Raw genomic sequence first — 14,971 nt, 5'->3', positions numbered from 1 at the left:
TTGCTAAAATACACAATTTTATACGGATAATGATGATATAAAACACTCTGGCATGTATGACAAATAAGTACATACAGTCAAGATACAATACTTTTTAGCTTAAAACAGCGATATTTAACAGCCAAGATCCGGCTGGCAACGTTGCCGGGAACGATTGCGTAAATAATCAGCCCATGTACAGAAAGGGGATAATTAAGCCGGTTTTTCAGTTTCCCGGATGCGCCGTCAGTAACCAGCTATAGGTATTACGCGGAACAGGTAACCCGTCCGGCCGGATCGCCAGATACATCAGGTGCAGGTGTGTCGGCGAGCGGGGATTGTAGGCGTTAAAGCCCGTACGGCCCACTTCGCTGATTTTTTGCCCGGCCCTCACCCATTGTCCGGGCGTCACCGATACTACTTTATTATGGGCATAATAGAACAGCCCGTGTAAGACGGGGTCATAAATCCAGATCCAGTTCCCGCCGCGGTATTCGCTGCCGGGCTGCCAGCCGGTTTCGATACCCAACACAATTCCGGCCGTCATCGCCACCACATCAACGCGTTCGCCCGTTTTATCGTCGACACTGTCCTGATTGCGGTCAGTAATGAAAATATCATGGGCCGGATGACTGCCCCGTACCTTGTAATCGAACAAATCAAAGCCCTTGTCACGGTAGCCTTCGCCGTGGGTCCCGCCAATGGCCTTCGGGGTATAGTTCCGCAACGGGAAGACCATGCTGCCGATGGCCGCCTTCATCACCGCGACGCTGTCCTGCTTCAGGGTATCTTCTTCCGAACGCAGCCGGGCCTGTAACCCATGCATGATACTACTGAACCGCATCCGGGCCGAATCGGGCGTGACGGTCTGCTCCCTGATTTCAACATACAGCTGCTGAAAGTCCTGGCAGAATTCGTATAGGGTCCGGCGATCTGAAGTATCCGCAATTACAGTTTGTGAAGAAGCCGCATTAAAGGTACCCAAAAGCACAGCCGCCACTAATCCCGTCAAACGCATGTATCTGGTAAAAAATTGAGTCACTAAATAGGTGATTGAGTTAGCTTCTCAAAATTAGGCGGTATCGGGCAGGTTTGCCAAAAAAACGAAAATTTCTCTTGACGCTGACCCAACGATATAGCCTGCACATATGATGTAAATCCAGTTTAGTTCCAGAAACATGCGTGTTCACTGCAAAAAAAACTCCCCGGAAGTTTAAAACTTCCGGGGAGTTACCTCCTTCTATATCTGACTGATTACTCAGTTACTTCTTCAGGTTTTTTCACGGTAATTGTCAGCGCTTCACCGGTACCGTCATAGTCGGCCATGAGTACATCGCCTTCTTTCAGGTCACCTTTCAGAATTTCCTCGGCGACGGGATCTTCGAGGTACTTCTGAATAGCACGGTTCAGCGGACGGGCACCATATTGCGGGTCGTACCCTTTTTCCGACAGGAAGTCTTTCGCTTTTTCTGTCAGCTCAACACGGTAACCCAGGTTGATCACACGATTCAGCAGTTTACCTAACATCAGATCGATGATGCGGTGCAGGTCTTCGCGTTGCAGCGAGTTGAACACAATCACATCGTCCAGACGGTTCAGGAACTCAGGCGAGAATGCCTTGCGCAATGCGTTCTGAATCGTATTTTTCATCATCTCGTCCTGGCTTTCAACTTTGGCCTTTGTACTGAAACCAATACCGGAGCCAAAGTCTTTCAGGTCACGGACACCAATGTTTGATGTCATGATGATGATGGTATTACGGAAGTCAACGCGGCGACCCAGACCATCCGTCAGGATACCATCGTCCAGCACCTGTAACAGGATGTTGAACACGTCAGGGTGTGCTTTCTCGATTTCATCAAGCAACACAACGCTATATGGCTTCCGGCGGATTTTCTCGGTCAGCTGACCACCTTCTTCGTAACCAACGTAGCCCGGAGGCGCTCCGACCAGACGGCTTACACTGAATTTCTCCATGTACTCCGACATATCGATCCGCACCAGTGCATCTTCCTTATCGAAGAGGTATGTAGCCAGAACTTTCGCCAGTTCGGTCTTACCAACCCCTGTCGGACCAAGGAAAATAAACGAACCGATTGGTTTTTTCGGATCTTTCAGGCCGACGCGTGTCCGTTGAATGGCTTTCACCAGTTTTTCAATGGCGGCGTTCTGCCCGATAACCCGACCCTTCAGTTCGTCGCCCATTCTCACAAGCTTCTTGCCTTCGTCGTTCGAAACGTTAGTTACCGGGATACCGGTCATCATCGCTACTACTTCGGCTACGTTGTCTTCCGTAACCGTATAGCGACGCTTCTTGGTATCTTCTTCCCAGGCTTGCTTAGCACGGTCCAGCTGATCGATCAGGCGTTTTTCCTTATCGCGCAGTTGTGCTGCTTCTTCGTATTTCTGGCTCTTAACAACCTGGTTTTTCTCCTTCTTGATATTTTCGATCTGCTCTTCGAGCTTCAGAATATCCTCAGGAACCGTGATGTTGCTGATGTGTACACGAGCACCTACTTCGTCCATTACGTCGATGGCCTTGTCCGGCAGGAACCGGTCAGAGATATAACGCTCTGACAGTTTCACCGCTGCATCAATGGCTTCCGGCGTATAATTTACGTGGTGGTGATCTTCGTACTTATCCTTAATGTTATTCAGGATTTCAATCGTTTCGTCGATCGACGTAGCGTCTACCATCACCATCTGGAAACGACGGGCTAATGCACCATCTTTCTCGATGTACTGACGGTATTCGTCCAGCGTGGTGGCACCGATACATTGAATGTCGCCACGGGCCAGCGCCGGCTTGAACATGTTGGAAGCATCCAGGGAGCCTGAAGCCCCGCCGGCACCCACAATCGTGTGCAGCTCGTCGATAAACAGGATCACTTCCGGTGATTTTTCCAGTTCGTTCATAACGGCTTTCATCCGTTCTTCGAACTGACCACGGTATTTGGTCCCGGCTACCAGTGACGCCAGATCAAGCGTTACCACGCGTTTTCCGAACAGAACGCGGCTAACTTTTTTCTGTACGATACGCAGGGCAAGCCCTTCAGCGATGGCAGTTTTACCAACACCCGGTTCACCAATCAGGATCGGGTTATTTTTCTTCCGGCGGCTCAGTACCTGGGCCACGCGTTCGATTTCTTTTTCACGGCCGACGATCGGGTCAAGTTTACCCAATTCGGCAAGTTTAGTCAGGTCACGGCCAAAGTTATCCAGTACAGGCGTCCGCGATTTTTCGGTGCCTTTAGGATCCTTGCCCGAACCAGAGCTACCGCTGCCGCCGAACATACCACGATCGTTATCGTCGTCGTCTGTTTCGGGGCCCATGTGCGGACGGGTTCCGGATGATTGATATTCGAGCATCTCCTTTATTACTTCGTAGTTGACGTTGTACTTATTCAGAATCTGCGTGGCGACATTGTCTTCATCGCGCAGAATTGACAGCAGCAAGTGCTCCGTTCCGATGAGCGGGCTCTTAAAAATCTTAGCTTCGAGGTAAGTAATCTTAAGCGTTTTTTCCGACTGACGGGTCAGCGGAATATTCGCCAGATTCTTGACGTTATTTGTGGCGGTTCCTTTGGTTGCCTGTTCGATGGTGATCCGGAGTTCATCCAGCGATAGACCCAGCTTTTTCAGCAGCCCGACGGCTACTCCCTCGCCTTCGCGAATCATACCCAGCAGCAGGTGTTCCGTACCGATATAGTCGTGACCCAGCCGCAAAGCTTCTTCCCGACTAAGCGAGATAACTTCTTTTACACGGTTTGAAAATTTTGCATCCATTCGCTTTGCCTCTCCTGTCGTAAGCGGTATTAATAGCTTAACGAATTTTATTTTGGGTTTGTTCACCAAGAGAAAAATGAGTGAATTGCGATTGAGTGAATTAGTGAATAGCCAACCGATAGCCTGATTCATCACCAATGTATGTCTCTTGTTAAATCACCAATTCGCTCACTCACTAAATCACTAAATCAAAAATCGCCTGGCTTCCGGGCCCTGGCAGAACATTATGTCCAGCAGACTTAAGTTCGGTACAAAATCAGGGCCAAAGTTCTGCGCATACGGGCTGGGCTGGTAAAAGGTATAGTTTTCGGTTCGTTTACGGGCATTCAGCCGTGAGCGTGCGTCAAAAATACCGGCAGCAGGTACCTTTTCGTAACTTTCTGTCAGGTTTACGGGTAGTTTAGTACGCAGCCACTTCCGACAAATTGTCAGTATCTCCCAGTTCAGGTCAAACAGATACGTCCAGTTCTTCTGTAAAACGGCATGTACATCGGGGCCGTAGTAGTCAAAAAAAGGAGCTTTCCCGTAAGCCGCCTGCAAACAACGCCAATGACGGTCCTGCCAGTGCTGACCGGTATCGATCTGTACATCCCGGATGGGCTGATGAGGGGCAAGGCTTTGTACAGGTACGGTCAAACAATCTGTTTTATTCGCCGTCAGCACATAACACCGGTTCCGGTAGCTTTGCTTCTGGTAATGCTCATGCGCTTCAATCCAGGTTTGATCGTGTGCCAGTAAACCCGAAAAAAAATCAAGGCCGGGCCAGTAATGCAACTCGATCAATAGTTCAGATAAATCAGTTGACGTTTGGTACTTTTCCAATAAATCTACACGTAATTGTTCCCAATTAACAGAAAAAACCGATACAGTCAAATACTTTTGTGCAGATTTATATAAATAAAAAAAGCGTACCCGGCGAATGTTCTTTTTCCGATTACTTTCCCGGCTGCCGTTGTTTGTTTTATACCGGCTGGCCGATTTTTTATACTTACTACTCTACTACGTTATCGGTTATCGCCGGGCTGTGGTAGCGGCTAATATCCGGCGTTCGTTTCCCGAAGCATCTGAAAAACAGCGCCTCGCCTACCGGAAAGGGTTTTACAGGAATCTGGCCGATCTGATTGTAGAAGCCATCAAACTGCCTTCTTTCTCCGCGGATGAGCTGCAACAGCGTGTAAAGTATACCAATCCGGACGTAGTGAAGGCATTACTTAAAAAAAGTCCGGTGATCATCACCGCTTCTCATCAGTGTAACTGGGAATTACTACCCCCTGCGGCTTTATTGAACGGTTTTCCTGCCGACTCAGTTTACAAGCAGCTGAGCAGTCCGTTCTTTGAAAAACTGATGCGGTCGATACGGTCAACATTCGGGGCCAATCCGATCCCGATGCATCAGTTATTGCGTGATATGGTAAAGCGCAAACACGAAAACCGGCTGATTGCGCTGGTCGCCGACCAGGTACCGGATGTTCCCGAAAATGCGTACTGGACCAGCTTTCTGCATCAAGATACTCCTTTTTACAACGGCACCGAGAAACTGGCCCGCAGCCTGAAACTGCCCGTTGTTTTTGTCGAAATGGTCCGCATCCGGCGGGGGTATTATGAGGCTACCTTTTTTCCGCTTGCCGAACCGCCTTACGAGGCGCTGCCTTTCGGCGAACTGCTCGAACGCTACCGCGATCAGCTCGAACGCAGCATTAATGCCCATCCTGCCGAATGGCTATGGTCTCACAAACGCTGGAAACACACCCGCGAAAAATTAATGGGACAGGGACGCCTGAAACGAAATGCAGAAAAGTAGCGTACAGGTTCTAAAATGGTCGGTTTATCAACGATCTGTCCCTATCTTATTGGTTACGCCTCGTGTTTTTCCAATAAATTAGCTGACATATCAACTAAATCTTCAAAAAGTACCACAATTCAATAAACCAAGTTGACCATCTGTGCGTTTACTTCTTCAAATAAATAGCTGCATCATATGGGCAATGGTATACGGTTTGTGTGGGTATGTTGGTTGATGCTGTGTAGCCTTTGCTCACAAACAGCATTGGCCCAAGCTACCTTTACAATTTCAGGACGGATTACAGATGCGTCTACAAAAGAAGGCGTTCCGTTTACAGCTGTTTCTATCAAGGGAACAACAAGCGGCACTACTTCAGATGTTGACGGAAAATATACACTTACGGTTAAGCAGCTCAGCGACTCGCTGCTGATTGCCAGCCTGGGCTATCAGACGAAAGCAGTTGCACTACAGAGAACAGCAGTACAGCAGATTGATGTGGTTCTTCAGCCTGCGGCTACCAAATTACAGGAGGTAAGAGTATACGGTAAAGGCGGCGATCCGGCATACCGAGTACTAAGACAGGCAGTAGCAAAGACGGACCTGTTCAATCCGGACAAACTTTCTGCGTATCAGTATGATAGCTACACTAAGATTGAAGCATTCGTAAACGAATTCAGCAAACCGCGGAAAGCCAACCGCAAGCCTGGTCCCGTCGGCCGGCTGCTGGGCAAACTGCCTTCGGTGACCGACGAAAACGGCAGTCCGGCGGTTCCGGTGTTTATTTCCGAAAACGTCTCGGAGCTTTATCAGCGTAATCAACCTGACTACACGAAGGAGCGGATTCTGAAGTCACAAGTACGGGCAGTCGGCATTACGGATGGCAGTCTGGTATCGCAGTTTACCGGTGCCTCGTTTCAGCAATACAACTTCTACCGGAATTATGTCCGTGTTCTGCAAAAGGACATTCCGTCGCCCATCGGTCAGAACTGGCAGACCATGTATACCTTTCGGATGATGGATACAACCATGGTAGGTAACGCGACGGTATACGAGATTGATTTCGAGCCGAAACGGGAAACCGACCTTGCCTTTACCGGTACGGTCTGGATTGACACGCTCTCTCTTGGCTTAGTACAAATTGAAACGAAAGTCGGGAAGCGCGCGAACATCAACTTTGTCGACGAATTACGGATTGATCAGGAATGGGAAGCGATCGGGTCCGGCGCACTGTTACCGGTACGGACGCAGGTCGTGATTGATACGGATGAAGTAACAGCCCGCTCACCGGGCGCACTGGTGCACTTTTTCGCTTCGGCCAAAAACATCGTAACCAGTCAGCCAAAAGAGATTTCCTTCTACACGCCATCCATCGAGCTGGCGGATGATTATAAGGAAAGTTCGGCTGAGTTCTGGCAGCATGCACGGCCGGAAACCATGACGGCTGAGCAGTTCCGTGCAATGCAGGTGGTTGACTCGGTCCGGAATGTGCCGTTTATCAAATTTACGGGAGAGGTACTGAAACTAGGGTTTAACGGCTACCAGCCGATTGGCCGGACTAATATTGATTTCGGGCCGCTGCTTTATACTTATGCGTTCAATTCTATTGAGGGCAACCGCATCCGGCTTGGCCTGCGGACCAATACCGGCTTCAGCCGCCGCTGGATCTTCAACGGATACCTTGCCTATGGCACACTCGACGACCGGTTTAAATATGGCATCGGCGGCGAATTTATTGTAAAGCGTAAACCATGGACGGTCATCGGTCTATCGCACAGGTATGACCTGGAGCGCCTGGGTGTTTCGGCAGAAAACGTTGGCCCGAGCTCATTTTTTCTGGCTTACTCCCGTTTTGGTACCATCCGCCGGCCTTATTTGCAGGAACAAACGTTTTCTTACATCCGCAAGGAAATGGGACGCGGTTTTACGCAGATGATCGGCCTTCGCCAGCAGTCTTTTGACCCCCAGTTTGCGTTTGCTTTCAAGAGTCTGTCCAATGACCCGGCCGATCCGGCCATTCAGCGGACATACAACACAACCGAAATTCTGTGGGAAACCCGCTTTGCTCCCGACGAAATTGTTCTGCAAAACGATAACGAACGGTTAAGTTTCGGGGCTATCCGTAAGCCTGTAATCACCTTCCGCTATAATTTCGGTCTGTTCTGCAACAGTCCGCAGCCTTATCACAAGTTTACACTGGATATCCGTCATTCGCTCCGGCTGGGTGTGCTCGGACGTACAACGTACACCATCGGGGCGGGCATTATTCCCTCGACACTCCCCTATCCGTTGCTGTTTATACCACTCGGTAACGAGTCGTGGTTCCGCGTTGACAATGCGTTTAACCTGATGAACTACTTTGAATTTGTCAGCGATAAGTATGCCTCAGCCATGATTGAACACAACTTTGAAGGGCTGCTGTTCAACCGGATACCGGCAATCCGGCGCTTAAAATGGCGGACACTGGCTACTGCAAAAATCTACTATGGCGGCCTTAGTCAGGCAAATGCCAATCTGTCTCCGACTGTGGATGAAAAAGGTAATCTGGTGCAGGGTTTCCGGACGTTTTCCCGTACGCCGTATGTAGAAGTAGGCTACGGTATCGATAACATTTTCAAGCTGTTCCGTGTCGACGCTATTCACCGGTTAACCTACCGCACCTCAAGCCTCGATCCGACCATTAAATCGGTAACCCCGTTTGCTATTAAAGTGTCAGCCTGGCTGAGCATGTAACTATCCGGCCAGGATACGCACCTCCTCCGGCAGGATGGTAATAGTTAATTGCTGCCCGACACTGACCGCCGGATCTGTAGTAAATAACTGAAGCGGCAGGCCACTGCCGGCTTCTGCCAGTAATTCGGTATATCCGCCCCGGAATAACACCGCCCGGATCACAACCGGAATCCCTGATGGACTTACCCGTATAGCCTCCGGACGAATACAGACCAGTTGATCCGGATCAGCGGTGGCGGACAGGTGAAGGGTTGGCAATAGTCCTCCGGCCATGATATTGGCAGGCCCCGTCATTTGGGCGACATACGCTGTTTCCGGTTGCCGGTAGACCGTTTGCGGCGTACCAAGCTGAATTAGTTCGCCGTCCTGCATGACCCCCACCTCATCAGACAACGCCAGGGCATCCGTGGCATCATGCGTTACAAACAGGCAGGCAAACGAAGCAGGCTCACCAGGTTCCGCCTCCCGGACCAGATCAAGCAGCAGGTCACGGATGTGCGTACGGTTTGGCAGGTCAAGGTGGCTGAACGGCTCATCGAGCAGTAAAATGACCGCCCGCCCGTCGGCAGAGGGTTCGGCAATGGCACGGGCGATGGCTGTCCGCTGTTTTTCTCCCCCCGAAATCTGGCGCGGAATCCGGTCGGCAACGGCCTCCAGCCGGCACAGGCGAAGGAGTTCATTCACGCGGTAAGTCTGATAGTCTTTCTGATAATACCGGACCGCATACGCAATGTTCTGCCGGACGGTTATGTTCGGCATCAGCTGATACTCCTGATGTACAAGACGGATATCCGGGTGGCCGGGCACCAGCTTTTCACCGGGTGTGGCGACATGAACGTCATTCAGCCGGACCTCGCCTTCGTCGGGATCCATCAGCCCCGCCAGCAGGTTCAGTAAGGTACTTTTGCCGGAACCGCTGGCGCCAACCAGTGCCATAATCCTGCCCCTTTCCAGCGCCAGTGATACATTCCGGACCGCAAACGTGTCGTTAAATGATTTGTATAAGTGATGAGCGGTAAGCAATCGAATACGGTTTTAGAGCCGCAAAGGTACGACAATAAGCGCTTACCAAAGAGACGCAGGTTACCTCATAAAACGATGCAGCTTACTATTCGTGAGGTAAAAGCGGCAGCAGGAGATAATATAGTGAGCAACGCGGACATGTATAATGCGTACTGTAAACTGACTGGTTAAAGGACAACCCGGCTTTTCACCGCTCTCACTTTACAATACGCATTTCCGTTTATCATTCCTGTTACTCGTAGGCAATACGGCTCAGAATACTACGCCCGAGCGTTACCTCATCGGCGTATTCAAGGTCACCGCCAATCGGTACACCACGGGCAATTGTCGAAATTCTGAGTTGATACGGCTTTAGTTTTTTCTGAAGGTAGAATGCCGTCGTATCGCCTTCCATTGTCGGGCTCAACGCCAGAATAATTTCTCTGACATCCTGTCGCTCAGGCCCTTGTAGTCGTTCCAGCAGGGAGTCAATGTGCAGATCGCCGGGACCGATACCTTCTACCGGCGAGATAATACCTCCCAGTACATGGTAGAGTCCTTTAAACTGTGCGGTGTTTTCGATGGCCAGTACATCGCGGGTATCTTCGACCACGCAGATGACTGACGGGTCACGGCGGTGGCTGGCACAGATCGTACAAAGCTCGCCATCGGCCAGGTTATGGCACTTGCGGCAATACTGCGTTTTGGTACGCATGGCAACGAGGGTATCAGCCAGCGCCTGTGTCTGTTCTTCATCCCGTTTGAGCAGGTGCAACACAAGGCGTAAGGCGGTCTTCTTGCCGATTCCCGGCAGTTTAGACACCTCGTTCACCGCGTCTTCGATTAGTTTTGATGGAAAATCCAATGGATGTCAGCTTGATAATCCGTTCTGTATGCAGTCTATCCGAACAACGATGCCCGCTGTTCAGGCAATCAATACATCACTATAATACTTCGGCACTGATGCCCCGGCGGCAGATTTCATTACGCATCGGGACCAAATCTTCCCATGAACCGTTCTTCACCGTACACTTGCCTTTATAATGAATAATCAGGGTACATTGCTCTGCTTGCTCCGGTGTATGGTCACAGACATCAATCAGGGTGTCGATCACATGGTCAAATGTATTAATGTCATCGTTAAACACTACCAGATTATGAACGTCGGTTTCAATGACTTCGTCCAGGACCTCTACGTCGTTTTCCTCGAAAGGTTGCATGTAAAAGAAAATTGTATTTGTTTAGCAAATTTACTGAAATCCGGCCACAAAATCTAGTAGTTTCGGGTCCGTTTGCAGCGTAAAAGGCGGTTTCAACCCCGACCATTACGTCACGGATAACCTATAAAAATAACCCCGATCCGGCCGGAAAAGTTGCCTGTTTACTCAATGAACGCTACTATCGCCCTCGTCATTCTGATTGCCTATTTCGGGATGCTCATTACGGTTTCGTACTATACGTCACGCGGAGCCGACACGAATACCTTTTTTACCGCCAACCGTCAGTCGCCCTGGTACTTAGTGGCCTTTGCCATGATCGGTACCTCGCTTTCGGGGGTTACGTTTATTTCGGTGCCGGGTGCAGTCGGTGCGCCGGTTGCCGGTTTTCCTGGCACCAAAGCCTTCTCCTACTTTCAGGTTGTGCTGGGCTATATCATTGGCTACTATGTCATTGGCACAGTGCTGATGCCGCTCTACTACCGGATGAACCTGATTTCGATCTACGGCTATCTGGAAAAACGCTTCGGGTTCTGGTCCTACAAAGCGGGCGCCGGTTTCTTCCTGCTGGCGCGTACCGTCGGATCGGCGGTACGGCTCTACGTAGCGGCAGGGGTTCTTCAGCTGGCTATTTTCAACAGCCTCGGCATTCCGTTCGAAGTATCAGTCGCCATTACGATTCTCCTGATCTGGCTGTACACATTCAAGGGTGGTGTAAAAACCATTATCATTACCGATACGTTGCAAACCACCTTTCTGGTAACCGCCGTTATTCTGACCATTATCCTGATTTCAAACGAATTAAACTTCGGGTTCGGGGAAATGGTGAGTGTAGTTAAGGGCAGTTCGTACTCACAGATTTTCTTCTGGGATGTCAACGATCCGCGTAACTTCTTCAAACAGTTCATCTCGGGAGCATTCATTGCCATTGTGATGACGGGCCTGGATCAGGATCTGATGCAGAAAAACCTGACGTGTAAAAACATCGGCGAAGCCCAGAAAAACATGTTCTGGTTTACGATTACCCTGACTATCGTGAACCTGTTGTTCCTCTGCCTCGGGACGTTGTTGTACCTCTATGCCGAGTCGAAAGGCATCAGTATTCCGGCCAAAACCGATAACCTCTACCCCGAACTGGCGCTGAATCATTTCGGCATGGTCGTCGGCATTACGTTCCTGCTGGGCATTACGGCCGCTACGTATGCCAGCTCTGACTCGGCGCTTACGGCCCTGACTACCTCGTTCTGTATCGACTTCATGAATGTAGAAGGCCGCCCTGAATCCGAACGGTCTAAAATCAAACACTGGGTACACATTGGCTTCTCAGTACTGTTCTACGTTGTGATTATTATCTTCAACCAGCTGAACAGTCAGGACGTGGTAACGACCGTATTCGATCTGGCCGGCTATACCTATGGGCCTTTACTGGGGCTCTACGCATTCGGTCTGTTTACCAAACGGGGTGTTAAAGACAGGGTTGTTCCGTTTATCTGCATCATTTCTCCGTTGCTGACGCTGTACATCAACAACCATTCAGCCGAGTGGTTTAACGGCTATAAATTCAGCTTCGAGCGGCTTGTACTGAACGGACTGATTACATTCCTGGGGATGCTGGCCGTTTCGCATAAACAAACAGCTGCACAGCAGGAAGCAACAGCCTGATGATTCCGGAAAGCTATACACAGAATGCCCGGGTATGCCTTTGCATACCCGGGCATTCTGCTTTAAATCCTATGGTTTACCCTAAATATCCAGTTAGGACTTACCTGCTTTTCTGTACAATCTGAACAAAAACCAATACTCAACGGCAGTTATACCATCATTTGTTTGGCTATTCCCGTACGAGTTTGTAATTTTCTTTGCCTTTATGCGGCCATCTGGTACGCACAACGGCAATTAACCTACTTTTTGTTTTCGGGCCCTGATGCCTGAATTACCTGTTACATGGAAAGACGTACTGCATTAAAAAGCCTGGCTGTGGCAGCGGGTGGCCTCATCAGCCTGCCGGGCTGGGCCAATGGCTGGTCCAACGTTTCAATGCCCGCAAACGGGGCACTGCTCACAACGGGCCAGAACGAATTACTTGCCGAATTTGTCGAGGTAATTATCCCTGAAACTAAAACACCCGGGGCTAAATCGCTGGGTATCCATCAGTTTGTGGAACGCATGGTGACCGACTGCTACGAACCGGCAGCGCAGGAATCATTCAAAAAAGGCCTTGGCATTGTAGAAGAGATGGCGCAGATCAGCTACGGCAAACCATTCGTCAGCTGCCAGCCGGCTCAACGGAATGAACTGGTCACGAAGCTGTCTACCTCGGCAGACGGGGCGCAGAAAGGGTTTTATTCGCTGGTAAAGGGACTGACCATCCGTGGCTATATGTCATCTGAATACGTCATGACGAACCTGACGCATTACGAGTTTGCCCCTGCCCGTTATCTGGGCTGCGTACCGGTTGTCTCCAAAGCCGTTTCAGAAAAAAAATAAACGGACATACCATATAACTATGTTTTCTTATGTGGCTATGTGGTATAAAATATTATTCCTTTTAAATCAATTCGATCTTACCACATAGACACATAGGGCATATCAGAAAAACGGTGCATATGGTTGTGTGGTGAAAAACTTTTTCAGCTTCTCATTGCCCCTGTTATCATGGCAAATTTCAATATTGATGTAAAAGCAGCAACCACCTACGACGCCATTGTCATCGGATCCGGCATTAGCGGCGGATGGGCTGCCAAAGAATTAACCGAAAAAGGATTACGAACACTGGTGCTGGAACGGGGCCGCGATGTCCGCCACATTGCCGACTACCCGACGACGATGATGCAGCCCTGGGAGTTCGAACACCGGAATCAGTTGCCGCTGGACGTAAAAAAAGCGAACCCGATCATCAGCAAGTGCTACGCGTTTTACGAAGGCACCACCCAGTTTTTTGTCAAAGACGCCGAGCATCCGTATGTGCAGGAAAAACCCTTCGACTGGATACGCGGCTATCAGGTCGGCGGAAAATCGCTGATGTGGGCCCGTCAGACCCAGCGCTGGAGCGACTTCGACTTTGAAGGTCCGGCCCGCGACGGTTTTGCCGTTGACTGGCCGATCCGGTATGCTGACCTGGCGCCGTGGTACAGCTACGTTGAAAAGTTTGCCGGTATTTCGGGCAACAAGGACGGCCTGGCCACCCTGCCCGACGGTGAGTTTCTGCCCCCTCACCAGTGGAACTGCGTCGAAAAATACTTCAGCCAGCAGATGGCCGGTAAGTACAAAGACCGCCATGTGATTATGGGCCGCGCAGCGCATATTACCAAACCGAACCCGATCCACATGCAGCAGGGCCGGGCTCAATGCCAGCATCGGACCATCTGCGAGCGCGGTTGTCCGTACGGCGGCTATTTCAGTAGCAACGCCTCGACCATCCCGTGGGCGATGAAAACGAAGAAACTGACCCTGCGTCCGGACTCGGTCGTTCACTCGATCATTTACGACGAGAAAAAAGGGAAAGCAACGGGTGTCCGCGTTATTGATGCCAACACCAAACAGATGATCGAGTTCTACGCCCGCATCATCTTCGTCAACGCGGCGGCCCTGAACTCAAACCTGATCCTGCTGAACTCCACGTCGAACCGGTTTCCGAACGGGCTGGGTAATGATAGTGGCGCGTTGGGTAAATACGTGGCATTCCACAACTACCGCGGTGGTATCTCGGGCGAATACGACGGCTTCCTTGACTCGACAACCGAAGGCCGCCGGCCAAACAGTCCGTATATTCCTCGTTTCCGGAACGTGTTCAAGCAAGAGACCGATTTCTTACGGGGGTACGCCGCCGGTTTCTCGGCCGGCCGTAGTTCACGGACCAATCAGGAAGGCCACGGTGTGAGCCTGAAAGACAATCTGGTGAACCCGCAGCTGGGCGGCTGGCATGTCGGCTCTCACATGATGGGCGAAACCATTCCGAAGGAAAGCAACTACGTGGCGCTGGATAAGGGGTTGAAGGATCCGTTCGGTATTCCACAGCTCAAAATTTCCATCGCCTACGACGAAAACGACGACAAGATGGTAAAGGATTATCAGGAGCAGATGACCGAGATGTTTACGGCGGCGGGTTTCAAAAACATCCGCGTCCGCGACGACCACCGGAATCCGGGCCTTGATATTCACGAAATGGGCGGCGTCCGGATGGGCAAAGACCCTAAAACGTCGATGCTTAACAAGTGGCATCAGCTACATGCCTGTAAAAACGTGTTCGTCACCGACGGCGCCAGCATGACCTCTACTTCGACGCAGAACCCGTCCCTGACCTACATGGCGTTCTCCGCCCGCGCAGCCGACTATGCGGTGAAGGAGATGAAGAAACAGAATTTGTAAGCCATTATTGGTTTCTGATCAATTCCTGTAGCGACAAGGCATACCTTGTCGCTACTTTTTTATGCCCTGTCTGTATTATTCCTCTAATTTTGCCAGCCGGGTATAT

General features: G+C 50.5%; 11 protein-coding genes. 5 read left to right on the top strand and 6 right to left on the bottom strand.

The genetic code is table 11. From position 1 onward, the window contains the following. Positions 1-205 precede the first annotated feature (205 nt). The 3 genes from AC23NW_RS12120 to AC23NW_RS12110 all read right to left on the bottom strand — a co-directional run bounded on the left by AC23NW_RS12120 (position 206) and on the right by AC23NW_RS12110 (position 4,548). Positions 206-997: a M23 family metallopeptidase gene (locus tag AC23NW_RS12120; RefSeq protein ID WP_293835078.1), complete on the bottom strand. Its 792-nt coding sequence runs from the start codon at positions 995-997 to the stop codon at positions 206-208. A gap of 236 nt (positions 998-1,233) precedes the next feature. Next, the gene (locus AC23NW_RS12115) at positions 1,234-3,765 is read right to left on the bottom strand and encodes an ATP-dependent Clp protease ATP-binding subunit (RefSeq protein WP_293835084.1); all 2,532 of its coding nucleotides are present in this window, start codon (positions 3,763-3,765) and stop codon (positions 1,234-1,236) included. A gap of 183 nt (positions 3,766-3,948) precedes the next feature. Continuing rightward, positions 3,949-4,548: a WbqC family protein gene (locus AC23NW_RS12110; RefSeq protein WP_487449778.1), complete on the bottom strand. Its 600-nt coding sequence runs from the start codon at positions 4,546-4,548 to the stop codon at positions 3,949-3,951. A gap of 136 nt (positions 4,549-4,684) precedes the next feature. Here AC23NW_RS12110 and AC23NW_RS12105 point away from each other — a divergent pair, with 136 nt between their 5' ends. Continuing rightward, positions 4,685-5,566, top strand: a complete 882-nt coding sequence (locus tag AC23NW_RS12105) for a lysophospholipid acyltransferase family protein (protein WP_487449776.1) — start codon at positions 4,685-4,687, stop codon at positions 5,564-5,566. A 246-nt stretch (positions 5,567-5,812) separates the two neighbouring features. Continuing rightward, entirely contained in the window at positions 5,813-8,278 is a 2,466-nt protein-coding gene (locus tag AC23NW_RS12100; protein ID WP_487449774.1) for a DUF5686 and carboxypeptidase-like regulatory domain-containing protein, read from the top strand. Here the strand turns inward: AC23NW_RS12100 and AC23NW_RS12095 are convergent, their stop codons facing one another. From AC23NW_RS12095 to AC23NW_RS12085, 3 genes are all read right to left on the bottom strand, one after another. Then, complete coding sequence (locus tag AC23NW_RS12095; RefSeq protein WP_487449773.1) at positions 8,279-9,301, bottom strand: ABC transporter ATP-binding protein; 1,023 nt, start codon at positions 9,299-9,301, stop codon at positions 8,279-8,281. 232 nt (positions 9,302-9,533) lie between these two features. After that, the gene (gene recR / locus AC23NW_RS12090) at positions 9,534-10,145 is read right to left on the bottom strand and encodes a recombination mediator RecR (protein WP_293835093.1); all 612 of its coding nucleotides are present in this window, start codon (positions 10,143-10,145) and stop codon (positions 9,534-9,536) included. A gap of 79 nt (positions 10,146-10,224) precedes the next feature. Then, positions 10,225-10,500 carry an ATP-dependent Clp protease adaptor ClpS gene (locus AC23NW_RS12085; RefSeq protein WP_293835094.1) on the bottom strand — a complete coding sequence of 92 codons (276 nt, stop codon included), beginning with the start codon at positions 10,498-10,500 and terminating at the stop codon, positions 10,225-10,227. A 168-nt stretch (positions 10,501-10,668) separates the two neighbouring features. Here AC23NW_RS12085 and AC23NW_RS12080 point away from each other — a divergent pair, with 168 nt between their 5' ends. The 3 genes from AC23NW_RS12080 (at position 10,669) to AC23NW_RS12070 (ending at position 14,865) form a co-directional block, all read left to right on the top strand. Continuing rightward, complete coding sequence (locus tag AC23NW_RS12080) at positions 10,669-12,159, top strand: sodium:solute symporter (protein WP_487449771.1); 1,491 nt, start codon at positions 10,669-10,671, stop codon at positions 12,157-12,159. Positions 12,160-12,441: 282 nt separating this feature from the next. Further along, positions 12,442-12,984 (top strand): gluconate 2-dehydrogenase subunit 3 family protein, encoded by a 543-nt coding sequence (locus AC23NW_RS12075; protein ID WP_487449770.1) that lies wholly within the window; start codon positions 12,442-12,444, stop codon positions 12,982-12,984. A 168-nt stretch (positions 12,985-13,152) separates the two neighbouring features. Beyond that, complete coding sequence (locus AC23NW_RS12070) at positions 13,153-14,865, top strand: GMC oxidoreductase (protein ID WP_487449769.1); 1,713 nt, start codon at positions 13,153-13,155, stop codon at positions 14,863-14,865. Positions 14,866-14,971 lie beyond the last annotated feature (106 nt).

Source organism: Arsenicibacter sp. R0_47, from assembly GCF_057652235.1.
This window is presented reverse-complemented; position numbering and strand designations above follow the sequence as displayed.